The 25,776-nt window shown below is 66.1% G+C and carries 19 protein-coding genes; 12 read left to right on the forward strand and 7 right to left on the reverse strand.

Features of this window, described 5'->3' with window-relative positions:
* Positions 1-2 precede the first annotated feature (2 nt).
* On the reverse strand, positions 3-785 hold the full coding sequence (locus tag DIE23_RS08080) for a Crp/Fnr family transcriptional regulator (protein ID WP_124611638.1): 783 nt from the start codon (positions 783-785) through the stop codon (positions 3-5).
* A 925-nt stretch (positions 786-1,710) separates the two neighbouring features.
* Between DIE23_RS08080 and DIE23_RS08085 the strand changes: the two genes are divergently transcribed.
* From DIE23_RS08085 to DIE23_RS08110, 6 genes are all read left to right on the forward strand, one after another.
* On the forward strand, positions 1,711-2,493 hold the full coding sequence (locus DIE23_RS08085; protein WP_185646405.1) for a Crp/Fnr family transcriptional regulator: 783 nt from the start codon (positions 1,711-1,713) through the stop codon (positions 2,491-2,493).
* Positions 2,494-2,661: 168 nt separating this feature from the next.
* Complete coding sequence (locus DIE23_RS08090; protein WP_040139663.1) at positions 2,662-2,913, forward strand: acyl carrier protein; 252 nt, start codon at positions 2,662-2,664, stop codon at positions 2,911-2,913.
* Positions 2,910-4,106 carry an acyl-CoA dehydrogenase family protein gene (locus tag DIE23_RS08095; protein ID WP_124611640.1) on the forward strand — a complete coding sequence of 399 codons (1,197 nt, stop codon included), beginning with the start codon at positions 2,910-2,912 and terminating at the stop codon, positions 4,104-4,106. The genes DIE23_RS08090 and DIE23_RS08095 overlap by 4 nt, the downstream gene beginning before the upstream one ends.
* Positions 4,103-5,074, forward strand: coding sequence for an amino acid--[acyl-carrier-protein] ligase (locus DIE23_RS08100; protein ID WP_124611641.1), 972 nt, complete (start codon positions 4,103-4,105; stop codon positions 5,072-5,074). Before DIE23_RS08095 ends, DIE23_RS08100 begins: the two co-directional genes overlap by 4 nt.
* Complete coding sequence (locus DIE23_RS08105; protein ID WP_124611642.1) at positions 5,071-6,126, forward strand: DUF1839 family protein; 1,056 nt, start codon at positions 5,071-5,073, stop codon at positions 6,124-6,126. Before DIE23_RS08100 ends, DIE23_RS08105 begins: the two co-directional genes overlap by 4 nt.
* Positions 6,123-8,597 (forward strand): glycosyl hydrolase 2 galactose-binding domain-containing protein, encoded by a 2,475-nt coding sequence (locus DIE23_RS08110; protein WP_124611643.1) that lies wholly within the window; start codon positions 6,123-6,125, stop codon positions 8,595-8,597. The genes DIE23_RS08105 and DIE23_RS08110 overlap by 4 nt, the downstream gene beginning before the upstream one ends.
* A 51-nt stretch (positions 8,598-8,648) precedes the next feature.
* On the opposite strand, the gene DIE23_RS08115 is transcribed toward DIE23_RS08110, so the two are convergent.
* A complete protein-coding gene (locus tag DIE23_RS08115) occupies positions 8,649-10,040 on the reverse strand; it encodes a sigma-54 dependent transcriptional regulator (protein WP_185646406.1) in 1,392 nt (463 codons plus the stop codon).
* Between the two features lie 1,004 nt (positions 10,041-11,044).
* Between DIE23_RS08115 and DIE23_RS08125 the strand changes: the two genes are divergently transcribed.
* Positions 11,045-11,629, forward strand: a complete 585-nt coding sequence (locus tag DIE23_RS08125) for a GNAT family N-acetyltransferase (RefSeq protein ID WP_124611715.1) — start codon at positions 11,045-11,047, stop codon at positions 11,627-11,629.
* Positions 11,626-13,206 (forward strand): mannose-1-phosphate guanylyltransferase/mannose-6-phosphate isomerase, encoded by a 1,581-nt coding sequence (locus tag DIE23_RS08130; protein ID WP_124611645.1) that lies wholly within the window; start codon positions 11,626-11,628, stop codon positions 13,204-13,206. The genes DIE23_RS08125 and DIE23_RS08130 overlap by 4 nt, the downstream gene beginning before the upstream one ends.
* Before the next feature lie 114 nt (positions 13,207-13,320).
* On the opposite strand, the gene DIE23_RS08135 is transcribed toward DIE23_RS08130, so the two are convergent.
* On the reverse strand, positions 13,321-14,610 hold the full coding sequence (locus DIE23_RS08135; RefSeq protein WP_124611716.1) for a nitrous oxide reductase family maturation protein NosD: 1,290 nt from the start codon (positions 14,608-14,610) through the stop codon (positions 13,321-13,323).
* Between the two features lie 431 nt (positions 14,611-15,041).
* Here DIE23_RS08135 and DIE23_RS08140 point away from each other — a divergent pair, with 431 nt between their 5' ends.
* The 3 genes from DIE23_RS08140 (at position 15,042) to DIE23_RS08150 (ending at position 18,817) form a co-directional block, all read left to right on the forward strand.
* Positions 15,042-16,103 (forward strand): glycosyltransferase family 2 protein, encoded by a 1,062-nt coding sequence (locus DIE23_RS08140; RefSeq protein ID WP_124611646.1) that lies wholly within the window; start codon positions 15,042-15,044, stop codon positions 16,101-16,103.
* Between the two features lie 458 nt (positions 16,104-16,561).
* Positions 16,562-17,710 (forward strand): glycosyltransferase, encoded by a 1,149-nt coding sequence (locus DIE23_RS08145; protein ID WP_124611647.1) that lies wholly within the window; start codon positions 16,562-16,564, stop codon positions 17,708-17,710.
* Positions 17,711-17,737: 27 nt separating this feature from the next.
* The gene (locus DIE23_RS08150) at positions 17,738-18,817 is read left to right on the forward strand and encodes a glycosyltransferase family 1 protein (protein ID WP_124611648.1); all 1,080 of its coding nucleotides are present in this window, start codon (positions 17,738-17,740) and stop codon (positions 18,815-18,817) included.
* A 141-nt stretch (positions 18,818-18,958) separates the two neighbouring features.
* Here the strand turns inward: DIE23_RS08150 and DIE23_RS08155 are convergent, their stop codons facing one another.
* The 4 genes from DIE23_RS08155 to DIE23_RS08170 all read right to left on the reverse strand — a co-directional run bounded on the left by DIE23_RS08155 (position 18,959) and on the right by DIE23_RS08170 (position 25,174).
* Entirely contained in the window at positions 18,959-20,128 is a 1,170-nt protein-coding gene (locus DIE23_RS08155) for an acyltransferase (RefSeq protein ID WP_124611649.1), read from the reverse strand.
* 87 nt (positions 20,129-20,215) lie between these two features.
* On the reverse strand, positions 20,216-21,619 hold the full coding sequence (locus DIE23_RS08160; RefSeq protein ID WP_124611650.1) for an oligosaccharide repeat unit polymerase: 1,404 nt from the start codon (positions 21,617-21,619) through the stop codon (positions 20,216-20,218).
* Entirely contained in the window at positions 21,616-23,889 is a 2,274-nt protein-coding gene (locus DIE23_RS08165; RefSeq protein WP_124611651.1) for a polysaccharide biosynthesis tyrosine autokinase, read from the reverse strand. The genes DIE23_RS08160 and DIE23_RS08165 overlap by 4 nt, the downstream gene beginning before the upstream one ends.
* 58 nt (positions 23,890-23,947) lie before the next feature.
* The gene (locus DIE23_RS08170) at positions 23,948-25,174 is read right to left on the reverse strand and encodes a polysaccharide biosynthesis/export family protein (protein WP_124611652.1); all 1,227 of its coding nucleotides are present in this window, start codon (positions 25,172-25,174) and stop codon (positions 23,948-23,950) included.
* Here DIE23_RS08170 and DIE23_RS08175 point away from each other — a divergent pair.
* The gene (locus tag DIE23_RS08175) at positions 25,161-25,712 is read left to right on the forward strand and encodes a hypothetical protein (protein WP_260435996.1); all 552 of its coding nucleotides are present in this window, start codon (positions 25,161-25,163) and stop codon (positions 25,710-25,712) included. The genes DIE23_RS08170 and DIE23_RS08175 overlap by 14 nt on opposite strands.
* Positions 25,713-25,776: the final 64 nt, after the last annotated feature.

Consider the following 25,776-nt stretch of genomic DNA (forward strand, 5'->3'; position numbering starts at 1 on the left):
CGTCACGCACCGCGCGCGGGGAATCCGCCGTGCATGTCCTGCATGCGCGGCCGCACCGGCAGCGATCGCGCGCCGGCCCGCGTGCCGAGCAGCCGGCGATAGTCGGCACGAATCAGCTCGTAGCACTCGCACGCCTGGCGCTCGAGACCGTCGCGATCGAGCACGGTGATGCGGCCGCGACGCTGACGGATCAGCCCGGCTTCCTGCAGGTTGCCGGCCGCTTCCGTCACGCCTTCGCGACGCACGCCGAGCATGTTCGCGATCGTCTGCTGCGTAACGGCCAGTTCGTCGCCGTCGATCCGGTCATGCGCGAGCAGCAGCCAGCGGCTCAACTGCTCGCTGACCGAGTGATGCCGGTTGCACAACGCGCTGCGCGAGATCTGCGCCATCATCGCCTGGCAGTAGTTCAGCAGCAGCCGATACGTCGCCGGCGAACGTTCGAATTCGGAGCGCATCACGCAGGTCGGCACGCGGTAAGCCATCCCGCCGATACGGACTTCGACGCGGTTCGATACCGCGGTGCCGCCGACGAGCGTCGCCAGGCCGACCACGCCTTCCCGGCCAACCACCGAGACCTCGACCATCGCACCGTCCTCCATCAGGTGCTGCACCGACATCATGGCGGTCGTCGGGAAATGCAGGTGACGCATCGGTTCCCCGACACGGTCGAGCATGCCGGCCTTGATCCTGACCAGTTCGAGGTGCGGTGCAATGGCACGGATGCTGTCCTCCGGGAGGGCATCAAGGATGGCATTCGCCGAATAGCTCGAGTGAAGATGAAGCATGTCTGTATCCCTTTTATCGTCCGCGCCGCGTGCAGCCGCGTCAGCGGAACTCGTTGTCGCGATGCGCGTCCGGACGGCGACGCGGGTTGCGGCCCACAACCCTCGATCCAATCGACCTTCGGCTTCGCGCCGCCGGATCGAATCGGCAGTCCCGTTTCGACACGCCCGTCCCAATAAGCGATTTACGTGCCAATACCCGCTCCATCCTTAATATATAAATGACTGGCGATTTAGAACCCCCGAATAGCCGGCTTAAAAGTGCAAAAAACGTCTCATTTTCGGACACCTCCTGCCGCCGCGGACACGCCGCGGACACAACAGGCAATTCGACTGATCAATCGCAACCGCGCGCGCAATGACGCCAGCAGCAGCGCACGAGCGCTTGTCGTTCAAATACTTACGCCCCGTTTTCAATTGTTTCCGCGACGTCTCACACGACGCCCGCGCAGCACACCACGTCTGTAATGGTCGTTTGAAACTGTCTCAAATATGAATCGGCAAATTAATTTCCGGATCTGTAAGGAATCGCACATATCAAACGCAACCCAATGATTCAATTGACAAAACATTATTTCAAATATCGATTGTCAAATAATGTTCAATGCATTCGAGATGTTTTCCTCGTACGATCCACGTCGCCGCCCGATTGATTCTCGATCGACACCGAATTCGCGATTTATCCGACAATCCATTTCAGGCGATTAATTCATGAAAACATGATCTTCAAATCCATATAACGTTTTCATTTGCCATGAATCGTCAAACTTTGTGAAGTGACGTAATGCGTAATTTATCGAATTCAATTACGTGCTAGCCTTTTCCCGCCATCGGCATTTGATTTTCGACGAACACAAATCCGCACGTGCGTGCTAAATCCCCATGGATGGCGCCGCGCAATGTGCGATCGCCCCTACGAGGATGCGCCGTGACCCACCAGGCCAATGACGCCGTCGCCCACGCGAGCGGCATGATCGAGCTATCCCACAGCTTCGACGCCAACCGGTTCCTCGCGGCCCTCGACCGCGACGAACGCGCCACGCTGATTGCCAACCTCCAACTCGTTCACCTGAAATCGGGCCAGGTGCTGTGCCAACCCGGCGAAATGCTCGCCGCGGTTTACCTGCCCGTCACGACGGCGATTTCGCTGCAGTACGTGTCGTCCGGCGGCATGACGCTGGAAGTTGCCGAGATCGGCAGCGAGAGCGTCGTGTGCGACGACGTGATCGGCGGCAGCGGCCGGATGCCATGCCGTGCCGTCGCATGCCGCGACGGCTTCGTCTACCGGCTCGACCGGCGCATCTTCGCCGCCGCGTTCGATGCGTCGCCGGTGATTCGCCATCTGGTGTTCGTCTGCGTGCGGCTGCTGATGGCCCAGGTATCGCAGATCACGTTCTGCAGCCGCCATCACGTGCTCAAACATCAGTTATGCAGATGGTTCCTGCTCGCGTACGACCGGTCGCGCAGCATCGAGATCCAGGTCACCCACAGCATGCTCGCGCAGATGCTCGGCGTGCGACGCGAGACGGTCACGGACGCAGCCGGGGAGATCCAGAAGCTCGGCCTGATCCGCCAGTACCGGAGCTCGATCGAGCTTGCCGACCTTGCGGGCCTCGAGAAGCTGTCGTGCGGCTGCCGTGCGATCGTGCGCGACGAGATGAAGCGCATCCTGTCGGCCGACTCGAGCGTGACCGCCGCGGCACGCGCGTGATGCGCACGGCATTTCGGCGCACGCGTGCGATCCGAGTCAGCCGATTGTAGGGTGGCGAACAGAACGCCGTGCGTGCGAATGGTCTACTGATGCCGGACTGCCGGGGGGATGTCAGCGCGCTGTGCGCGTCCGCCCGTGCGGACGACACCACACACGCCGGAGCAGCACGTGAAAAACGACATCAGAACCATCCTCAAGCACGTCGCCCACCTCGAAGCCGCGATCGATTCGATCGGTGACGGGGACGACCTTTACGAAGCGGGCCTCTCCTCGCTCGACACGATCCAGCTGATGCTCGCGATCGAGAAGCAGTTCAACATCGAAATTCCCGACGAGATGCTGAACCGCAATCTGTTCCGCAGCATCGACGCACTCGCGGACACGATCGCGACCCTGCAACGCGCCGAGCATTCCGCATGAGCGCGCTGCTTCCCGAACTCGCGGCCGACGACGAATCACGCCGGCTCGACGAGGCCGCACACGCGGTCGCGCAAATCGCCGCCCAGCACGCGGACGCGGTCGATCGCGATGCGCGCTGCCCCGTCGAAGCGATCGAGGCCATGCGCGCGCGCCGCCTGCTGAGCGCAATGGTCCCGACCCGGCTCGGCGGTGCCGGCGCGTCGCTGGCCGACATCGCCTCGGCATGCTCGATCCTCGGCCAAGCCTGCGCATCGTCGGCGATGGTGTTCGCGATGCACCAGATCCAGGTCGCCTGCATCGTCAACCACGCGGCCGACCAGGGCTGGCACAAGCTGTTCCTGCAGCAGCTCGTACGCCATCAGTGGCTGCTCGCGTCGGCGACGTCGGAGGACGGCGTCGGCGGCAACCTGCGCGCGAGCCAGTGCGCGCTCGAGACCAACGGCGGCGAATTCCGGCTGCACAAATCCGCGCCGACGATCTCGTACGGCGACTACGCGGACGGCATCCTCGCGACCGCGCGGCGCGACGCCGACGCGCCCGCGTCCGAGCAGGTGCTCGTCACGGTGCTGCGCGACGGCTATACGCTCACACGCCGCGGCGAATGGGACACGCTCGGCATGCGCGGCACGTGCAGCAACGGCTTCGTGCTCGACGCACAGGGCGCGACCGAGCAATGCCTGCCCGTGCCGTTCGCGCAGATCGCCGAACAGACGATGGTGCCGGTTTCGCACATTTTGTGGGCGGCGGTGTGGATCGGCGTGGCCGGCGACGCGTTCCATCGCGCGCACCAGTTTTTCCGCTCGCAGGCGCGCCAGACCGACGGCGCGCCGTCGCCCGCGTCGCGGCGCATCGCCGAATCGCTTGCGCTGATGCAGGCGATGCAGGCCCGCGTCGACAACGTGCTGCGCCTCCATGCCAGCGCGTCGCCCCGCTCGTGGTCGGCCGGCATGGCCTGGGCCGCCGAGATCAACACGCTGAAGACCTATGTGTCGTCGACCGCGCTCGAAGTCGCACAGCAGGCGATGATGATCTGCGGGATGGCCGGCTACAAGCACGGCACGCCGTTCAGCATCGGCCGCCACCTTCGCGACCTCCACGCGGCGCCGCTGATGATCAGCAACGACCGCATTGCCGCCAATACCTCGAGCCTGCTGCTCGCACTGCGTCCCGCGACGCTGGAGAAACATTCGTGAACGACCGCCTCTCCGTGCCCTCCGCTGCCACCCCGTCCGACACGCCGCTGGACCGTGCGGGCGTCAATCCGCTACGCGACGAACTGATCGACGCGGGCCTGCTCGTGTCGACCGGCATCCAGGGCCTGTTCGGCCGCAGCGAGCGATTCGAGCGCGTCGTCGAAGCGCTCGACGCCTTCGTCACGCGTCTCGGCGCCGACCAGCAGGCCGAAGTACTGCGCTTCCCGCCGGCGATGAGCCGCACCGAATTCGAGCGCAGCGAATACATGAAGAGCTTCCCGCAACTCGCGGGCAGCGTGCATGCGTTCTGCGGCGACGAACAGCGGCACCAGCGCGTGCTGCAGTGCCTCGACCGCGGCGAGGACTGGACCGAAAGCCAGAAGCCGACCTACGTCGTGATGACGCCGGCCGCCTGCTATCCGGTCTATCCGGTCGTCGCGCGCGCGGGTGCGCTGCCCGGCGACGGCCGCATCATCGACGTGTTCTCGTATTGCTTCCGCCATGAGCCGTCGCTCGACCCGACCCGCATGCAGCTGTTCCGGATGCGCGAATACGTGCGGATCGGCACCCCCGAGCAGATCGTCGCGTTCCGCGCGACGTGGATGGAGCGCGGCACGCGGATGATCGAGGCGCTGCGCCTGCCGAACGCGATCGATCTCGCCAACGATCCGTTCTTCGGGCGCGGCGGCAAGATCGTCGCGAACAGCCAGCGCGAGCAGAACCTGAAATTCGAGCTGCTGATCCCGATCGAGCACGACGACCGCCAGACCGCGTGCCTGAGCTTCAACTACCACATGGATCACTTCGGGCTGCTGTGGGACATCCGCACCGCGACGGGCGACATCGCGCACACGGGCTGCGTCGGCTTCGGCCTCGAGCGGCTGACGCTCGCGCTGTTCCGGCATCACGGTTTCGACATCGACGCATGGCCGGCCGACGTTCGCGACGTGCTGTGGGGGATGCGATGAAATTCGTGTCCCGCGACGGCGAGGACGCGTCGTTCGAGGACGTGCGCCACCGCGCACGCCACTACCGGCCGCACCCGCTGCACAGTCAGGAGATGGTCTGGAAACAGACCAACTGCTATGTCGACATGTGGCTCGAGGTACTCCGGTGGTGGGGCCTCAACCCGTACGCGGCGCTGCCGTTTACGATCGCGCTCGATTTCGAGGGCGACCAGTTCACGTTCTTCAAGTTTCCGCACGACGAACTGGAGCGGCTGTACGGGGTCGTCGTGCAGGAACACTCGATCTACGAGCCGCTCGACCAGCACATCGAGACGCAGGTCGCGCGCGGTCACCTGATGATCGTCGAGGTCGACGCGTGGTTCCTGCCTGACACGCGCGGCAGCAGCTACCGCACGCAGCATACGAAGACGACGATCGGCATCGACTCGATCGATCGCACGCGCCGCCAGATCGGCTACTTCCACAACAGCGGCTATTACGTGGCCGAGGATTTCGACTACAACGGGCTCATCGGGGGCAGTTCGCCGATGCCACTGCCGCCGTACGTCGAGTGCGCGAAGCGGCGTTTCGCGCCGCTCGACGAGCGCACGCTGTGCGAGGTCTCGCTCACGTCGCTGCAGCGGCATCTGCGCCGGCTGCCGGCCGTCAATCCGGTCACGGCGTTCCGGCGCCAGTTGCAGATCGATGCGAGATCGCTCGCCGATTCCCCGCTCGAACGCTTCCACGCGTACTCGTTCAATTCGGTGCGGCAGCTCGGCGCGAACTTCGAGCTGTTCGGCCACTACGCGCGCTGGCTGCAGGCGAGCGGCTGCGTCGGGCCGTTCGCCGAGATTCGTACTGCTTGCGATCGCATCGCGTCCGAAGCGATGGTGCTGGAATTCCGGCTGGCGCGAGCCTGCTCGCGCGGCAAGGAAGAGCGCGGCGACGCGACGCTCGAGGCGATCGAAGCGGCTTACGCCGACCTGATCGACTGTGCGCGCCAGATCACCCCGCCGCTGCAGCATGCGGTGCCCGTTCGCGTCGACGCGGCCCCCGTGCCGTTGATGCGGTGACGCGCGCGCCCGCCGCGCTCGCGTGGTCGATGCTCGGCACGGCCGCGGGTGCCGCTCGCGGGCCGCTCGATCTCCCCGCCGACGGCTGGATCGCGGCCCCCGTCCCCGGCACGGTCGCACAAGCGCTCGCGCTGGCCGGCCGGCCAGACGAGACGGCGCCGCTCGACGAGCGCGACCACTGGTATCGCGTCGAACTGCACGGGCACGGGCCGCGCGTGCTGCGCTTTCACGGCCTCGCGACGCTCGCCGAGGCATGGCTCGACGACACGCCGATCCTGCGCTCGGACAGCATGTTCGTCGCGCACGACGTACCCGTGTCGCTCGCCGGCACGCACCGGCTGACCGTCTGCTTCCGCGCCCTCGCGCCGCACCTGCGCGAGGTGCGCGCACCTCGCCGTGCACGCTGGCGCACGCGGCTGGCCGAACCGGCGACGTTGCGCACCGTTCGCACGTCGCTGTTCGGGCACATGCCCGGCTGGTTTCCGCGCTGCGTGCCGACCGGTCCATGGCGGCCCGTCGACGTGCTGGCCCCCGCCGACGGTCCCGTTCTCGTCCATTGCGACCTGCATGCGCGCATCGACGGCGACACCGGCTGGCTCGATGCGGAACTCGCGTTCGCCGGGCCGCTGCCCGATGCGTTCACGGCCCGGCTGTGGTGCGGCGAACACCACGCGGCGCTCAAACGCAGCGGCGCCGACCGGCTGCGCGCGACCGTCGCGGTGCCGAACGTGCGCCGCTGGTGGCCGCACACGCATGGCGAACCGGTGCTTTACGACGTGGCATTGCACATCGGCGCCGAACGGCGGCCGCTCGGCGCGACGGGTTTTCGCACGATCGAGCTGGACGCGGGCGACGACGGAAAGGGGTTCGGGCTGCGCGTGAACGGCGTGCGCGTGTTCGCGCGCGGCGCATGCTGGAGCAGCGCCGCACCGCTCGCGCTGCACGCGGACGACGCAACCTATGGCCGCTTGCTCGGACACGCGCGCGACGCCGGCTTCAACATGATTCGCGTCGGCGGCACGATGACCTACGAGGCCGACGCTTTCCATGCGTGGTGCGACCGGCTCGGACTGCTGGTCTGGCAGGACTTCATGTTCGCGAACTTCGACTACGCGCTCGACGAGCGCACCTTCGCGGACGCCGTCGATCGCGAGGCCGAACAGTTCCTCACGCGCCACTGCGCGTCGCCGTCGCTCGCGGTGCTGTGCGGCGGCAGCGAGATCGCGCAGCAGGCCGCGATGTCGGGGCTCGGGCCGAAGCAGCGCTTCCTCGAACTGACCGCCGAGCGCCTCGCCGGCCATGCGGCAGCCCGGCGGCCCGACGCGCTGTACGTCTCCGACTCGCCCGACGGCGGCTTGCTGCCGTTCATGCCGCGCGAGCGCGTGTCGCACTATTACGGCGTCGGCGCGTACCTGCGCCCGCTCGACGACGCGCGCCGCGCCGACGTGCGCTTCGCGAGCGAATGCCTCGCGTTCGCGAACGTGCCGGGCGATGCGATGCTCGCGAGCCTCGGCTGGCCGGGCGTTCATGAGCCACGGTGGAAAGCGGCCGTGCCGCGCGACCCCGGCACCTCGTGGGATTTCGACGATATTCGCGATCACTATCTGCAGACGCTGTATGACGTGGCGCCCGACCGTCTGCGGCGCGAGGATCCGTCGCGCTACTTCGAGTTGTCGCGCGCGGTGATCGCGGACCTGATGCGGGATACGTTCTCCGAATGGCGGCGTTCCGGCTCGCGCTGCGCGGGCGCGCTCGTCTGGCAGTTCCAGGACGTGATGGCGGGCGCCGGATGGGGCTTGCTCGATGCGACGCATCGGCCGAAATCGGCGTGGTATGCGCTGCGCCAGATCCTTCAGCCGGTGCAGGTGCTGCTCGTCGACGAAGGGCTGAACGGTCTCGACGTACACGTGATCAACGAGCGGCCGGCGCCACTGTCGGCGGCCGTGGAGCTGGTCGCGCTACGCGACGGCCGCACCCCGGTCGCGCGGGCCGGCGGGCCGGTCCGGATCGCCGCGCACGACACGGTGCGGTTCGATTCGGCCGAATTGCTCGGCCGGTTCTTCGACTGGACCTACGCGTATCGCTTCGGCCCATGCGAGCACGATACCGTCGTCGCGACGCTGCGCGCCGACGACGGCACGTTGCTGTCGCAGGCGTTCTACTTCCCGTCCCGCACGCATCCGGCCGTGTTCGCGCGCCGCGAACCCGGCATCGAGGCATGCGTGTCGCGCACCGGCGACACGTGGCACGTCGACATCGACACGCGCCACGTCGCGCGTCAAGTGCAAATCGACGCGCCGGGCTTCGTGCCGCGCGACGACTGGTTCGATCTCGCGCCCGGCACCCCGGCGCGCGTCGCGCTCGTGCCGCTGGAAAACGCCGGCGACCTTCCTGCCGCCGGCACGCCGCCGACCGTTGAAATCCGCGCGGTCAACGCCGCGCGAACCGTGCGCGCGGCGTCGACCGGCTGACGCGACCGGGACCGGGACCGGGACCGCCCTCGCCCGGCCGCGCCGCGCCCGTCAATCCGACGATCCCGTGCCGCGCGGCCGCTCGATTCCGTACGCTTCCATCCAGCGATAGAGCGTTGCACGCGACACGCCGAGCTCGCGCGCGGAAGCGGCGACGCGTCCGCGCGTGCGCAGCAGCGCGGTCTCGATCGCCTCACGCTCGATCGACTTGCGGATGTCGGCCACCGACGGCGACGCCGCGTCGAGACAGTATTCGAGCTCGAGGTCCTGCGCGGTGATCAGGCGCCCTTCCGTCATCACGACCGCGCGCCGCACGCGGTTGATCAGTTCGCGGACATTGCCCGGCCAGTCGTGCTTGTAGAGCGCGGTGATCGCATCCGTCGAGAAGCCGCGCACGCGATGGCGCGCGTCGCCGCGAAAGCGTTCGAGCATGTGATGCGCGAGCAGCTCGATGTCCTTGCCGCGCGCGCGCAGCGGCGGCTGGTCGATGCGCATCACGCAAAGACGGTGGAACAAGTCCGCACGGAAACGCCCTTCTTCCATTGCTTCGCGCAGGTCGACGTGCGTCGCGGAGACGATCCGCACGTCGACCGGCACCGGATCGCTGCCGCCGAGGCGATGAATCGCGCGTTCCTGCAGGAAGCGCAACAGGCTCGCCTGGCTCTCGTGCGGCAGGTCGCCGATTTCGTCAAGCAGCAGCGTGCCGCCGTTCGCGGCCTCGACGTAGCCGATCTTGCGCACGTTCGCGCCGGTGAATGCGCCGCGCTCGTAGCCGAACAGTTCCGATTGCAGCAGGTGGGGCGGGATCGCACCGCAGTTGACCGCGACGAACGGGCCGTTGCGCCGTTCCGAATGACGATGGATCGCGACGGCCGTCAGTTCCTTGCCGGTGCCTGTCTCGCCGAACACGAACACCGGCGCGTCGGTGCGCGCGAAGCGCCGCACCGTATCGAACAACCGCAGCATCGCGCTGCAGGTGCCGACGATGCCGTGCTCCTCCGATTCGAGGCGCTCTCGATCGCGCGCGAACAGGCATTCCATCCCGTATGCATGGCCAACCGTATCGGCGATCCGCTGATGCGACGCGGGCAACGTGATGTAGTCGAAGCAATAGTCGCGCAACAGCGCGCGCACGTTCGGCGAGGCGGTCTGACCGGTCTCGACGAGCGCGACCCACACGACATCGCGCATCGACGCGCAGGTCGACGCGATGCTGCCGATCGCGTCGGCATGGCCGCCGCTCAGGTCGAGGATGCCGCAGGTGATTTTGCCGGAGGTGTCGCGCAGCTCGTTTGCGTGCGCGACGGTCGTCACTTTCCAGTCGCGTCGCGCGAGCTCCTTGCGAAGCATGACGGACGGCGACTGGGTCCAGTAAATCAGAGGACGCTGCCCGGTAGTCCTCCCCCCGTCGGCGCTCTTATCGCGCGCTATTGGCATATTCATAACGAACCATCACTTTCTCCACTCCGCGAACCGTTCGCGTGCGCTGCGGGCGGCGGCGCATGGCCGCCTGTCCGCGCTGCGTTTCCGCAGCTTTGGCGAAGATCGAAACTGCACACGGCGAGAGCCCCCGGAGGTCGAGCCGGATCTCATCCGGCCTCGTTGTCATCGAACTCGAAGGGAACGCGTGGCCGCGGGAGCCACGGCGTTCCGGCTTTGATGCGACCCGCCGTCAGGCGGAGCGCATCGGCAAACGGGAATTCCGTCCGCATTTGCGTCGCGTCGTACACGACAGCCGCGCTCGATGCTGAACCGGATGGCCGCCAACCCGCTTTCGGAATGGTTGCCTCATTTCATCCGCTCCTGAATTTACACCCCGTTTCGAGATGGCCTTGTTACCAAACGATAAACATCGATTCAGCCGATTACGCTGCCACCCCGCCGGCGCGGCGCGCGTTTAGCGACTCGGATTTGATTATCTACGACCATTCCCGTCAATCAGTGGCAAATGCCACTTTTCTGCAAGATCGGCGCCCTCCATTGCCCGCGATTCTCGACTGAATCGCACAAAAAACCCGGGCAGCATGTTGCCTCTGTCGGTAATCGCGTGTCCCGCGCGACACCAGCATGCCACATCGAACGCAGGCGCAACGGGCGCGTTCGTTACAACGTCGTAACGAAGCTGACGGCAGTATCGACCGCGGCCGCGGCGTCGCCGCGTCATGCCGGTCCAACTGCGCGTTTCGCAGCGGGCCGCCGCGACGGATCAATTATGGGAAAGCCACCACGCGGCCACTGTGTGCTACCGCACATTGCCCCCGCTCGCGGCACGCGGCCCGTTTCGCGCCGCCACCAGCGGCCGCGCGAAACGGAAGTAACGGGAATGTGAGTAGGCTTTCGAACAGACCGGCTCGCCCCACATCCTCATCATGGATATCGTCGAGTCGTACCGCACAAACGCGTTCATGCGGCTCGGCGTGCTGAAGGCTTCACACGAGGACCGCATCATGGAATGGCATTGTTGTGAATTCGAACATCTGAGCGCCGTCGATCTCTATGCAATCCTGCGCGCGCGCAACGCGGTGCTGGTGGTCGAGGATGCACATACGCACCTCGACATCGACGGCAAGGATGCGCATGCGCTGCACGTATTCGCATGCATGCACAAGGGCGACACGACGGAAGTCGTCGCCTACGCCCGCGTGCTGCCCGGCGACGACGCCGATCCGGACACCATGATCGACAAGGTGCTGACGAGCGAGGCATGTCGAGACGATCGCACCCTCGAGCAGCTGATGCAGCGCGCGCTCACGGCCGCGCAGGCTGCATGGCCCGACGCCGCGGTGCGCACGCACGTGTCCGCACAGCGCCAGTCCTTCTACAAACGTTTCGGATTCCGCAAGGCATACGGTCCCTATCTCGAGCAGGGTGAACCGTTCGTCGGTCTCGTGCGGCAGGCGGACCGCGCTGCCGGCGCGCTGCGTCAGCTGCTGTCACGGACCGTCCCGGCACCGCGATCGCGAAACGAGGACGCGCGCGTCGACGGCCGCGCGCACGACCGGCTGCCCGCCGATACCGGAGCCAATCGATGACCGCCACCCTTCGCCCGGTTCCCGAGCCGGAGCTGCCCTGCATCCTGCCGGTCATTCTCGCCGGCGGTTCGGGCACGCGGCTCTGGCCGCTGTCGCGCGAGCAGTATCCGAAGCAACTGATCGAGCTGACCTCGAACGAATCGCCGCTGTCGGCGACCGCACGCCGCCTGAACGGCATCGCGAACGCGGCGCTCGGCGACACGCTGCTGCTGGTATGCGGCGAACAGCATCGCATCATGAGCGCCGCGCAAGTGGTCGGGCGCGGCGCCCCCGCCCGCATCCTGCTCGAGCCGGCCGCGCGCAACACCGCGCCGGCACTCACGCTCGCCGCGCTCGACGCAAGCGTGCGCGCGGACGACCCCATCCTCGCGGTCATGCCGGCCGATCACGTGATCGGCGACGTCGCCGCGTTCCAGGACGCGATCGGGCGCGCGGCGCGCTACGCACTGGAAGGCGCGATCGTCACGCTCGGCGTGCTGCCGCGCCGCGCGGAAACGGGCTACGGCTATATCCAGGTCGGCGAACCGCGCGCCGGTCGCCTCGGCGGACAAGGCGGCTATGCGATCGGGCGTTTCGTCGAGAAGCCGAACGCCGCGCTCGCCGAGCGCTACTTGCACTCGGGCGACTACTGGTGGAACAGCGGGATTTTCGTCACGCGCGCATCGACCTGGCTGAAGGCGATCCGCGCGCTCGCGCCCGACATCCATGCGGCCTGCGACGCGGCATGGCGCGCAGGCACCGCCGAGGATCCGTTCTTCCGGATCGACGCGGCAGCCTTCGACGCCTGTCCATCCGACTCGATCGACTACGCGGTCATGGAACGCATCGCGGAGAGCCCCGAACTCGGCATCGAAGGCATCGTGGTACCGCTTTCGGCAGGCTGGTCGGACGTCGGCACCTGGGATGCAATCTGGGAAATCATGCCGAAGGACGATCGCGGCAACGTCGCGCGCGGCCCGATCGTGTTCGAGGACACGCAGGACAGTCTCGTGCGCTCGGAGGGCCGGCTGATTGCGTGCGTCGGGATGAAGGACGTCGTCGTGATCGAGACGCCCGATGCGGTGCTGGTCGCGAACAAGCACGACGTGCAGCGCGTGAAGAACATCGTCGCGCGCCTGAAGACCGAGCAGCGTCCGCAGGCGAGCGAACACCGCAAGGTACAGCGGCCGTGGGGACACTACGATTCGATCGATCTCGGCGAGCGGTTCCAGGTGAAGCGGATCGTCGTCGAACCCGGCAAGCGGCTGTCGCTGCAGATGCACTATCACCGCGCCGAGCACTGGATCGTCGTGCGCGGCACCGCGAAGGTCACGCGCGGGAACGAGACGTTCTTGCTCAGCGAAAATGAATCGACCTACATCGCCGTCGGCGAGGTCCACCGCCTCGAGAACCCCGGCCGGATTCCGCTCGAGATCATCGAGGTGCAGTCGGGCGACTATCTCGGCGAAGACGATATCGTGCGGTTCGACGATCAGTATGGACGGCCGGTCGTCGAGGCCGCGCAGCGGCGACCGGCGCCGCCGCTCGCCTCGCACGAACCGGACGAGGAAGCCGAGGAGCGCGGTGTCACCCGGTAAGCGCGTGCGGATCGCGACGGCGCACGCGACGACGACGGACACCGCCGCGCAACCAAGGGGCGGCGGCCCGTTCTCCGCATGCCGCTGCCGGCCGGCGGCCCGCGCGACGCACGATCAGTCGATGCCGCCTTGCGACCAGCGCGCCTGCCTGATGGACTCCCGCACGTGCGGCAGCAACGACGTATCCGCACCCACCGCGTCATCTGCCGCCGACAGCGACTGACGCGCGGCCGCACACGGCGCGCCCTTCGCCTGCCCTTTCGATGCCCCCGCCGGCCGTCCGGTTGCGCAATCCTGCGCAGGGCCGACCCGGACCGGCATTCCGCCGATCTCCGACAGCTGATTGTCCGCGAGACGTACGCCCGACACGTTTCCCCACAGGCGAATGCCGTCGAATCGCGCATGCGACACGCGGTTGCCGATCACGGTCACGCGCGACACCGAACCCGACCACGTGCTGACCTCGATCGCCCCCTGCTGCGTGATCTGGCGAGGATCGGACCGGCCCGTCGCGGTCTGGATATCCGCGATCTGGTTGTTCTCGATGCGGATGTCGGACGAGCCGGTAGTGCGGTTGCTGTCTTCCTGCGCGACGAGGATCCCCGAGCTCACCTGGACGTTGCGCACGATGTTGTTCGAGATGGTGACGTTCGCACCGCCGACCACCGTGATACCCCGGCCCCACGGATTGCCCTCCAGCGAGTTGCCGGTGATCAGCACGTTGCGCGTCAGCACGCCTTCCGCCTGGTAACTCACCACGGCGATCATGTCGTCGCCCGTGCCCCGCACGACGTTGCCCTGCACGAGCACGTTGTGCGAGCCGTGCGTCATGTGAATGCCGTCCGCCAGCGTCGACAGCACCTCGTTGCCGACGATCGCGACGTCGGCGCCGCCGAACACGAAGATGCCCGCGCCGGCGCAGCCGTCGATCACGTTGTCGAGCACCTGCACGCCGCGTCCCGTTACCTCGACCTTCGTCGACGCGGGCGTCGTGAGGCGCGTCGCGCCGGATCCCGTGAGCCGGAACCCGACGAGCGTCGTACCGTCGCCGCGCATCTCGATCGTCTGGTCGTCGGGCGTTGTCGCGATCAGCGTCGCGCCGTAGCCCGACAAGACCACATTCGGCTGCCGCACGACCAGCGAACGGCCGGTCACATACCGCCCCGGCGCGAATATCAGTCGCTGGCCCGGCTGCAGCGCGTCCAGCGCATGTTGCAGCATGTCGGCCTGATCGGCCGCGTCCGCAGCGGGACGAACGTACGCATCCGGCACATTCGCATGAAGCGCACCAGGCGCGGGCGTGCCGGATGCCACCGCGGCACTGCCCGGCCATGCCAGCCCGCCTGCCATGCACATGCCGGCGATCGCCGCGCATGCAAGGAACGGGCTGTGTGATCTACGCATATCGAATCGACTCCCTGGAATGACTTCGCACACGTCGGCTGGCGCCTCCGAATCGCTGCATGCCGGCCGCGTTGCCCGCCCGCGATACCGCCGAAACCGGCGACGCGATACGTTCGATTAGATCATTCGAACCAGCCGGGTTTCGGTGCGTCAACAGACCAATGCATCCCGTCCGCGCTGCGCGATCTCACGGGCCGTTCGACGATTCGTCGCGCTTCCCAGGAAGCGAATCGTCAAACGGTAGGCTCGCGAACCGACTGCCGGCCGACGACGCATATCATGGCCATCATGCGACGCGGCCGTGCTCCGGCATCGCCGGAAGGCACCGGTCGCATCCGATTCCGCGTCACGGCCCCGACGTGCGGTGCGCTCGGGCACCGCACGCGCCGGGCCGCCTGATCGCCCGCTCTTCGCTCGTCCAGAAACCGTTCATGACCGACCTGACCATCGCCATCTGCAACTACAACCACGGCGCGTACCTGCGCGACGCGATCGACTCGGCGCTCGCGCAGACCGCGCACGATGTCCGCGTGCTGGTCGTCGACGACGGCTCCACCGACGATTCGCGCGACATCATTCGCTCGTACGGCGAGCGCGTGACGGCGGTGTTCCAGGAGAATCGCGGTCAGGTCGCCGCGTACAACCGCGCGCTCGAGCATGTCGCGACGCATTACGTGATCCTGCTCGACGCGGACGACCTGCTCTATGCCGACGCCGCGGCCCGCGTGCTGGCCGCGTTCGTGTCCGGCGATTTCGTGAAGGTGCATTTCCGGCTCGACGTGCTCGCGCGGGACGGTGCGATGACCGGGGCGAGCGTGCCGCAGTCGGCCGTCGACACCGATTGCGGCCGACTGTTGCGCGCGGGCTGGCTGTACCCGTCGCCGCCCGCATCGGGCAACGCGTATCGGGTCGACGCATTGAAGCGCATCTTTCCGGTGCCCGTCACCCCGGACAACCTGCATGGCGCCGATTTCTACGCGATCTACGGGATCGCGTTGCTCGGCGCCGTGCACATGATCGACGCAACGCTCGGTGGCTATCGCGTGCATCAGCAGCTGGATACGCGCGCCGTCGACGACGCGTCCGCCGACACGCCGGCCTTGGCCCTCACCAATTCGGAAGACGCCGCCACGGGCGCGCTGAAGGCCGAACGCCGATGGTCGACGCTGCGCATGCTTGCCGGCACGCGGCTGCACGAAGCGTTGCCGACCGCGCCGCTCGACTTCGCGATCGAGAAGGCCCGCTTCGCCAGCACGCTGTATCACGCGCCGCTCATGCGGCGCTGGCGCTGGTTCCTGTGCGAATCCGGACGCTACTGGCATACCGTGCTGCGCAATCCGTTCTGGCGACCGGCCAAGAAAGTGGCCGTCGCCGGGCTGTCGCTCGCATGCCTGCTGCCGTCGGCGACGCTCAGCAACCGCGCGATTCGCTATATCTCCAATCCGCTCGCGCGCGTGCGCAAGTCATCCGCGCATCGCGCCGTCACTCGATAGCGTCGTCGAACCCGGCTCTCCGGCGCCGAATCGCTTCTTCGGTAAGCCATCGCACCCAGTCGTTCGTGCATGCGCTGCACAATGATCCCGACCAGTGGATTCACGCGCACTGACCGGATTTCCCCGTTTTCTCGCCTGCAGTCGCCCAAGTCGAACCCGGCATCGGATGTTAAGAGGAGTCGAACCGGTACGTAGAACGCGGCATTGATTTCTCACGCCGCATCGTGCTCGCCGCCCTTCGACAACGTCGAACCGATATCGCACCGACAGGAATCAATCAACCGCCTCGCCAGGTCGAGCAAGCGGTCAAGACAGCGGGATCCAATGGCAACGACTGGCATGCATTTATCAATTAGGAATGCATAGTTCAATGAACCGGATGCCGAATCTGCACGACTCTCAGTCGACCCAGCGTCATGGTGAGAGATGAATGTGCGATCGGATCGCTAGACCCAAAGATGACCAAAGAGAAGATCGTTCATATTGCCGAAGCGTTTGGTGGCGGCGTACTTTCGATGCTGACCCATCTCGCCAACCATGCTGCGGCAGCCGGCGTCGACGTGACGGTGCTGCACTCGATCCGACCGGAAACGCCGACCGATTTTTCAACGCTGTTCCGGCCCGATGTGAAACTCGTGTGCGTCGACATGGCGCGCGAGGTGAGCGTCAAACAGGATCTGCGGAGCTTGCGTGCGCTGGTGCGGAACCTGCGCGCCTGCAAGCCGACCGCGATTCATCTGCACTCGTCGAAGGCCGGCGTGCTGGGGCGGGTCGCCGCCCGGATCGCCGCCCCGAATGCGACGGTCCTCTACTCACCGCACGGACTATCGTTCCTGCGCTGCGACGTGTCGCGCACGAAGCAATACGCGTACCTGAGCTTCGAACGCATTGCGGCGCGCATCGGCGGAACCATCGTCGCGTGCTCGGGCAGCGAACTCGCCGAGATCCGGAAAAAGATCGGGGCGACATCGGCGGTACTGGTGGAAAACGGCGTCAATGTGGCGGAGATCCCCCCGCGCCAAACACGCGACGATCGCAAAGTCGTCATCGGAATGAGCGGTCGTGCGTCGTTCCAGAAGCATCACGAGGCATTCGTGCGCCTCGCCGACAAACTGCACGGCGCGGACGTCGAGTTTCTCTGGATCGGCGGCAACGCCGCCGAGATTCCGGACCCCGACCAGCGCCGGGCCGTCGTCTGCAGCGGCTGGGTAACCCGCGCACGTGCGCTCGATCTTACGTCGGAACTGGACATCTACGTCCAGACCTCCCGCTGGGAAGGCATGCCGGTCGCACTGATCGAAGCACAGGTTGCCGGCATCCCTGCCGTGGTCACGAATGTCGTCGGCAATCGCGACGTGGTGATTCACGGCGTGACCGGCTACGTCGCGTCGAATGCCGACGAGATGGCCACGTATCTGACCATGCTCCGCCACGACCGGCAGCTTCGCGAGCAAATGGGCGCGGCTGCCCGGCAACGGGCGATTCAGCGGTTTTCGATGAGCGCGATCTTCCGGCAGTGGAACGCCCTTTACGGACTCGACACCGGCGAGCCGCGTGTCGACACGCGCGACTTCAAGCCGGTTGCCCCGGATCACGTCAAAGCCTGACCTCGATTTCGACCTCCCCCTATTGACATGATCGATTTCAAGAAACCGAAGCAACTCGTCTACAACGGCCGATTCACCACGCAGAAGACGACCGGCGTGCAACGCGTCGCACGCGAGCTGATCGCCGCACTGATCAAGTTTCAGCCGCAGGATCCGGTGACCGTGCTGGTGCCTCCGCAGCCCGGCGTCGAGGTACGCGGTGCGACGACGGTCAAGGTCGGCTTTTACAAGGGCGTGGTCTGGGAGCAACTGGTCCTCCCGCTATTCGCGCGCCGCGGCCGCATCGTCAATCTCAGCAATTCGGCATCCATTTTCATCGGCAACCAGATCATCTACATGCACGACGCGGCGGTATTCGACACGCCCGCACATTTCTCTCGCCCTTTTCGGATGTGGTACCGGATCATGTTCTGGATCCTGGCGCGAACCTCCGTTTGCGTGCTGACCAACTCCTATTTCTCGCGGGATCGCCTCGCGCATCACTGCGGCGTTTCGGCGGAGAAGATCAGCGTCGTGCCGCTTGGTGCGGATCATCTCGACGTCCTGGAACCGGACGCGAGCGTGCTCGACAAGCATGCGCTGACGCCGGACCGGTTCGTGCTCGCGGTCAGCAGCATGAACCCCACCAAGAACTTCGGCCGGCTGATCGCAGCGTTCCGGCAGATCAACGATCCGTCGGTCGATCTCGTCATCGTCGGAATGCAGAACACCACCGTGTTCGGCAAGCAGGACCCCATGTCGGCGGCGGAACCGAACATCAAGTACGTCGGCTATATCAGCGACGAGCAATTGAAGGCGCTGTATCAAAACGCCGCGTGCTTCCTTTACCCATCGATCTACGAGGGCTTCGGCATCCCGCCTCTCGAGGCGATGCGCTACGGCTGTCCGACGGTTGTCGGCAAATCGGCCGCACTGCCGGAAGTCTGTGCCGATGCGGCGCTGTACTGCGATCCGTATTCGCAGGACGACATCGCGCGGAAATTGCGGAGCCTGCTCGATTCCGCGGACCTCAGGGTCGAGCTCAAACGCAAGGGAAGCCTGCACGCGGAGAAATATCGCTGGAGCCGAAGTGCCGAGATGCTGAAGGCGATCTTCGAGACGCTGTAGCGCAATCGCTGCGTGTCGTCACCGGGAGACGAGCGGACCGACACGCCCGCCCTCATGCGTTGCCCGGCGTCCGGATCGAGACTCGCTCAGTCGCCCGCATGCTCGCCACCGCTGGCCGGCATGCTCGGCAAATCGGCGCGATTACGCGACGTTGACCGGGCTGCCGGTCGATGCCCGTCGAGTTCCGAACAGGCGTTTGCCGAGATACGACCTGATCGGCTCCTCGACGAATTTCGCGAGGACGGCAGCGGACATGATCGAAAGGCACGCGGCAAGCACCGCCGTTCTGACGACGTCAATGTCGCCATGCGGTGCATACGCGAACACCAGCCTTCCGATCGGGTAATGCACGCAATAGAGCGGGTACGAGATCCAGCCGAGAAACGAACTGATCCGTGCAATCAACTTGCCGCTCGGAGCCAGCATGGCGCCCCGATAGACCAGCGCAGGTGCGACGAACAACAACACTGCCAGCGCGTAAATTCCCCTGATCGACGTCGGAAACAGGACGACCAGCAGGAAAGCGGCAAACAGCGTGTAGTCGTTCCTCACGAGTCCGGCGACAAACCAGTGCGGCCTCGCCGACAGATTGGCGTCATGCATCTTCCCGATCGCAACCCCCAGCAAGAACCCGTAGCCGACCCTGAAGAATCCGCCGATGAAATTGTCGGCCGACCAGCCCTGATTCAGGATGACGGTCAACTTGTCGTTGTCGAGCCCCACGAGCCATCCATACACGACGAACGCACCGAGGCATGCGTACGCCAGCCGCAGCAGATTCTGCGCTGTCATCCTGATTGCCGCGATCAGGACAACACTCGCGAACAATTCGAAGAACAGCGACCATGCGGGCGGATTCAGAGGAAACACCCCCGGGTCGTTGACCGCCGGCAAGCCGTGATTCGCCGCGCCGACAAAGCCCGACACCGAAAAGCGACCGAGATACGGAACGAGAAAATAGTTCTGGCCGGTGGCCGCCGCCAGGTTACCCAACGAAAATGCCGCTGACGAATGCATGCGCATGACGACGAGGCTCACGAACCCGATCGTGAGCCCGATGCATATCATCGGATACAGGCGTATCACGCGTCGCTTCAAATACTCGCCCCGCCAGGACTCCTGATGCAGTCTTTCGCCGTAAGAGTAGGTCAGGATGAATCCACTCAGCATGAAAAAGACGTCGACGGAAAGATACGCGCTCTGCAGTATCGGAATCGGCAGATCCTGAAGAAAATGCATGAACATCACGCTGATTGCCGCAATACCGCGCAATCCGTCCAGAATTTCAAACTTCTGCTTGTGACTGGCCATGAAAGGTAGTGGCTCCGGGAAATATTGGTTTTGGGACCCGGCAATCTACAAAGTGGTCGCATGCCCCGTACTGCTCGACCCTCGCTGCTATCGCGACAACACTGGATCAATGTCCGTGGCCCGGTTCTCACGCGCGATGGCGCGTCCGCTTCCCTCTCCATCGGATCCGGCGCCGGCGGCATCGGACGCAGCGCGTGCCCGCGCCTTCGCAAACCAGTGGAATACGCCGACCAGCAGTACGATCGGCACGAAGTTCCGTCCGCTGAACAGGTTCGGGGTTCGCATGATTTCCATGACCGACACGAACAGCACCGCATATACGCAGCACCAGAACCCGTTCCCGCTCCGCCAGCCCGCATAGCTGCGACCGACCGTCCAGCCGAGCACGAGTGCATCGAACAGGCCGAACCACCCCCACTCGTAGAAGTGGACGAAGATTCCAGACGGATTGTTGAACTCCGGATCGGCGTAGCTGTTCAGGAACAGGTTGATGCTGTCGCTCGAGTCCAGCCACGGCTGCAACGTCGCACCGATGATCGGGAAGCGCAGCAGCCAGTCGAACGTGAACATCGGGTGGCCTTGGTCCCAGCCCAGCACACTCAGGATTCCCGCGCCGTTGTTCAACGACGTCGAGTAATACAGGCCGAGACGCTCGAGCGCGAAATCGAACAGGTTGTCGTAGATGTTGACGTAATAGGCTTCCCACGACCGGTTGTACTCGTTCGCGATGAACAGACCGAACAGCAACGGAATCGCCGCATACGGACCGAACGTCAACAGCCGTGAATACCGACAACCGAGCCGGAACCGCACGACCATGAGCGCAAGCGGCATCACCATTTCGATCAGCGCAAGCCGCTCGGCGAAGATGAAGCTGCGCAGCAGTGTCAGCAGCGCGAGCACGGCGAAGTAGATCTTGTAGCGATTCAGCCCCTTTACGGGTGTCCTGAACACATAGAAATACAGCACAACGTACGGTGCGGTCGCCTGCGTGAACGTGCTGAGGCCCGTGATGCGCCCTTTCAGATCAAGCATGTCGTATGCATTCGCTTCACCTCGGACGAACGCGACCAGCAGTGCAGGATGCGTGACGATGCCGCTCAGCAACAGCGCATAGCCGAACAGCGCAAGCGCGAACACGAAATCGAGCACGCGAGGCGACAGCTCGACCGCGGCGGGCGGCGGCCCCCGCCGCGTCTGCGCTTCGGTCGTCGCGAGCCATGCCGCCACCATCACCACCATCAGGAACAACGCGCCGACGAACGCGTAGTAGCTGTCGAAGTAGATCCGGGCAATCGACTTCTGGTCGCCCAGCAGGCTGAGCGACAGCAAGCCATACAACGGCAGGATGAACATCAGCACGAGACGTGCGGGGTCCTCCCACCAGTAACCCGCATAACCACCCGCGGCCCCGTGCACGCGCGCCATCCTGCGCAGCGTCGCGGGGGCCTGCCGCGGCCCGGACCCCGCCCTGCCCGCTCGGCCGCTCATGACGCGCGTTCCGCCCGTTGCCGCGGCGCCATCACCCCTGGATATCCGGACCCGGCCTGATGTGTGTTCGTATCCGTGTAGCCGTAGTCGTACCGTCCCGGCGCGCCCTTGTAATCGTTCAGGACCACGCCACGCACGTCGATCTGCGCGTGTTCGAGCCGTCGCGCGCTCTCATCGAGTTCCGTCAGCGTCGTCACGCCGCTGCGCGCGACGAGGAACACGGTTCCCGCGAGGCGCCCGAGCACCAGCGCGTCGGCCACCGGCAGCAACGGCGGGCCGTCGATCACGATCATGTCGTAGCGCGATGCGACCTGCTCGATCAGCTCGGCGAGCGCGGGCTGCAGCAGCAGTTCACCCGGATCGGGCACGACGCTGCCCATCGCGATGAAATCCAGACCCGGCACGACGCCGCGCTTGATCGCCTCGTCGAGCCTGTGGGTGCCAGCCACCACGTCCGACAGGCCCGGTGCGCGGCTGTAGCGGAATCGTTCGTGCAGCGACCCCTTGCGCAGGTCGGCATCAATCAGCAGGACCCGCCGTTTCGCCGCACCGACGAGCGACGCGATATTCGCGGCGACGAACGACTTGCCGACGCCCGTCGTCGGCCCGGAAATCAGCACGACGGGATTCGACGCGGCCGGCATCGACAGTTGCAGCGACGCGCGGAAATTGCGCAGGCTTTCGAGCGCCGCGTCCTGCGCGGCGACCGGCGGCATCGCCGTGCGTGTGACGCGCCTTCCGGCCTTCGGGCGCAATTCCGCTTGCGCCGCGACCGGGCTGTGCGGCACCGTCGCGAACACGGGCAGCCCCGTCGTCCATTCGATTTCCTCGGCGTCGCCGATCGTACCGACGACGCGCTGCCGGACGATCACGATCGCCGCGCCTGCCAGCAGGCCCACCATCAGCAGGGCGATCACCGCGACACCGCGATGCGGGCCGATAGGCTGCTCTGCGACCTTCGCCGTATCGACGATGCGCACGGTGCCGGTCTTGCTGGCCCGCGCGAGGATCATCTGCTGGCGCGTGTTGAGCAGGTTCGTGTATAGCGCGGTATCGACGGCCACGTCGCGCTGCAGCTGCAGCACGCCCTGTTCGACGGTCGGCAACCGCTGGATCTGCTTGCGTGTCGTGTCGAGCGAACGCTGCGCGTCGGAGAGCTGCGCATCGACGGCGACCACGGCCGGATGCTTCGGCATGAAGCGCGTCAGCAATTCCTCGCGCCGCTGCTGCAGCGTCTGCACGCGCGTCTCGATGTCGACCGACTGCTGGCGCAACGCCAGCGCCTCGTCGCTCGTATTGACCGTCCCGTGCGAGGCCCGGAACGCATTGAAGCGGCTTTCCGCTTTCTCGAGCTGCGCCTTGAGCTGCGGCAACTGCGCATCCATGAAGCGGATCAGCTTGTCGGCCGCCTCGGACTTGCGCTGTGTGTTCTGCGCCAGGTACGCGTCGCCGATCGCGTTCAGCACGCGGCTGTCGTGCACGGGATCGGTGCCGTCGAGCGTCGCGCCGACCAAGTTCGACTGCTTGCCGCGCTCGGAGATCAGCGCGTTCTTCTGCAGCCAGGCCGTCGCTTCCTCGTCGCTGTAGCGCGTCAGGTCGAAGCGGGCGCCGGGCTTGCCGGCCACGCCCCGCACGAATATGTCGAGCGGCCCCTGCGACGTCTCGACGTGCAGCGGCTGCCCGATGCGGCCCTGCCATGCCGGTCCCTTCCGGCCGAACCAGCCCGTACGTTGCAGCGTGTAGGCGCCGTCGTCGCCAACGGTCAGTGCGAACCGCTTGCCGAGCAGGCGCTTCGGTACGTCGAAGGTCGGCACGTCGATGCGCTCGGTGCCGTACACATAGCCGCCCGGCAACGGCGACGACAACTCGTCGGCCGCGTTCACGAACCGCCAGCCGATCAACGGCAGGTAATGTGGCCGCGCGTCGACGGCCAGATTGGTGCTGTCGATCGCGCGGTCGAGCACCGCTCGGGATTTCAGCACTTCAATCTCGGTCGACGCGTCGGTCTTCAGGTCGAACACCGACGACGGATCGCCGGGCGGCGACGTCGATTTCGTGTCGGTCGGGCTTTGCTCGACCTGGAACAGGATGTCGGTCCGGTAGACGGGGGCCGCGCACAGCGCATACACGGCGCCAATGAGTGCGCCCGCGAGCGCCGTGCAAAGGATCAGGCGCCGGCCGCCGTACAGCATGCCCCAGTAGCGGCGCACCGGATAGGAGGGCCGCAGGGCGGGCCCGCCGTGCGGGTCTGGCAGGTTCGAAGAAGTCATACGGCATCAGTCCCGTAGGCACGACACACCGTCGCGATGACGAAATGGGTCACGAGGGTCACGGCGAAATCGCCTTGGCCGTCAGCGCACCCTGCGCGGACGACGGAATCAGCAGGTTGACGACACGACTCCAGCGCACCAGCGGCGACGCATCGACGAACACGACGTCGCGACGCTCGAGCGGGAACTGGTCGGCCAGCGCGAACGACGCGGGCGAGCTGCCGTCGAGGTGGTACACCCGCGGGCGGTTGTCCGGGCCGCGGCGCACGACGAACACCTGGCGCGCGTCCGACGTGTACTGACTCGCGCCGCCCGTGTCGCCGAGTGCTTCGCCGAGACTCATCCAGCCATCTGTCAGCGTCAGCGTCGCGGGCCGCGACACCTCGCCGAGCACGAACACCTTCGCGTCGCTCGCCGCGCGCACGCGCACGAGATCGCCGTCGCGCAGCAGAATGTTCGACGGATTCACGCCCGCGGCGATCATCGCCGGCAGGCTCACGTTCACGGTCTTGTTGCCGCGCGTCACCGACACCTGCGAGCGGTCGGCCGTCGGGGTAAAGCCGCCCGCCCGGTCGATCGCCTCGGGCAGCGTCATCGGCATGTCGTTGACGATCTGCAGGCCCGGCGTGCGCACTTCGCCATCGAGATAGACGCGCTTGCTGCGGTAGCTCTGCACGCGCAGCGCGATCTGCGGCTTGCGCACATACTCTCCGAGCCGCTTCGTCAGCAGCGCGCGCGCCTGCGCCTCGGTCAGCCCCGCCACATGCACGAGGCCCGCATACGCGAACTGCACGTTGCCGCCGGCATCCACCGTGTAGCCGGTCGCGACCGAGCTCGCGCCGACGCCGTCGCCGCCGCCCGTGGTCTGCGTCGTGGGCAGGTTCAATTCGGGGTGATCCCATACGACGATGCCGAGCACATCGCCCGGACCGATCGCATAGGGTTTCGGCTTGCCGAACAATTGCCGGATCTCGGCATCGACATCGGTCGGTCGCGCCGCATGCCGCTGCGCGACGAACGTCGGTGTGATTTCGATCAGGTCCTCGCTCGACACGTCCTGCACGCCGTCGAGGCCGCCCGAGCCCGATGCGTCGGCGCTCACGCGTGCATTCGCGTCGCGGTCGGCAGGCGCCCGGTAAGTCATGCCAGGCGACAGCGCACATGCGCTCAGTGCGCACGCGGTCGCCACGATCGCCATGCGCGACAGCCACGGTCCGCGACGGGTGCCGACCGTGCGTGGCCGTGGCGTCCCGAGCGTCGATTCCGGTTGCGTGGTGATTGACATCGTGCCCTTCCAAAACTGTGTGGTAACCCGCCGAACGCGGCGAATTCCGGCATTACGCTTGCCGGCGCGGCTCGCATTGCGGTGCCGCGCCTCCCTCTTCACCGCACGTCACTCCGTACGATTCGTCATGAACTGCTCTTCGTCGCTTTCGTCACTCGTCTGCATCGTCTCGGTCGGCGCTGCCTGCGCCGTCAATGCGCAGACGTTGCCCGCCGTCCCTGCCGACGCGCCGGTGTTCGCATCGTCGGTGATGCGCCCGCCGGTACCGCTGCAACGTCCGGCGCAAGCCACCGCGACAAGCGACACCGCCGAACCCTCGGCAGCCGCCTCAGGGGCCGCGGCGCCCGCGTTCGCGCTTCCCGCCGCCGTCCAACCGGAAACGCGCGCCCGCGGCACGTTGCGCCGGCCGCTCGTGCCGGTGCGCCCGCATCGCCCGCAAGTGGCCGGTACGCCCGCCGACGACGTATGGCGCGACGACAGGTTGTACGAGTCGCCCTACGCGAAGTCGCCCTATGAGCAACCGGGCAATTCGGACTGACGCATCCCGGCCGGTCATGCCGCGACATGACCGGCCATGCGTCGATACGGGATTGGACACCACT

The sequence above is a fragment of the Burkholderia sp. Bp9143 genome (assembly GCF_003853645.1).
In the GTDB taxonomy this organism is placed as follows: domain Bacteria; phylum Pseudomonadota; class Gammaproteobacteria; order Burkholderiales; family Burkholderiaceae; genus Burkholderia.

Bases quoted from the DNA above. Each gene is read 5' to 3' on its own strand.
- DIE23_RS08080 (WP_124611638.1), bottom strand. From the start codon at position 785: ATGCTTCATCTTCACTCGAGCTATTCGGCGAATGCCATCCTTGATGCC.
- DIE23_RS08095 (WP_124611640.1), top strand. From the start codon at position 2,910: ATGAGCGCGCTGCTTCCCGAACTCGCGGCCGACGACGAATCACGCCGG.
- DIE23_RS08105 (WP_124611642.1), top strand. From the start codon at position 5,071: ATGAAATTCGTGTCCCGCGACGGCGAGGACGCGTCGTTCGAGGACGTG.
- DIE23_RS08115 (WP_185646406.1), bottom strand. From the start codon at position 10,040: ATGAATATGCCAATAGCGCGCGATAAGAGCGCCGACGGGGGGAGGACT.
- DIE23_RS08125 (WP_124611715.1), top strand. From the start codon at position 11,045: ATGGAATGGCATTGTTGTGAATTCGAACATCTGAGCGCCGTCGATCTC.
- DIE23_RS08130 (WP_124611645.1), top strand. From the start codon at position 11,626: ATGACCGCCACCCTTCGCCCGGTTCCCGAGCCGGAGCTGCCCTGCATC.
- DIE23_RS08135 (WP_124611716.1), bottom strand. From the start codon at position 14,610: ATGCGTAGATCACACAGCCCGTTCCTTGCATGCGCGGCGATCGCCGGC.
- DIE23_RS08140 (WP_124611646.1), top strand. From the start codon at position 15,042: ATGACCGACCTGACCATCGCCATCTGCAACTACAACCACGGCGCGTAC.
- DIE23_RS08145 (WP_124611647.1), top strand. From the start codon at position 16,562: ATGACCAAAGAGAAGATCGTTCATATTGCCGAAGCGTTTGGTGGCGGC.
- DIE23_RS08150 (WP_124611648.1), top strand. From the start codon at position 17,738: ATGATCGATTTCAAGAAACCGAAGCAACTCGTCTACAACGGCCGATTC.
- DIE23_RS08155 (WP_124611649.1), bottom strand. From the start codon at position 20,128: ATGGCCAGTCACAAGCAGAAGTTTGAAATTCTGGACGGATTGCGCGGT.
- DIE23_RS08160 (WP_124611650.1), bottom strand. From the start codon at position 21,619: ATGAGCGGCCGAGCGGGCAGGGCGGGGTCCGGGCCGCGGCAGGCCCCC.
- DIE23_RS08165 (WP_124611651.1), bottom strand. From the start codon at position 23,889: ATGACTTCTTCGAACCTGCCAGACCCGCACGGCGGGCCCGCCCTGCGG.
- DIE23_RS08170 (WP_124611652.1), bottom strand. From the start codon at position 25,174: ATGTCAATCACCACGCAACCGGAATCGACGCTCGGGACGCCACGGCCA.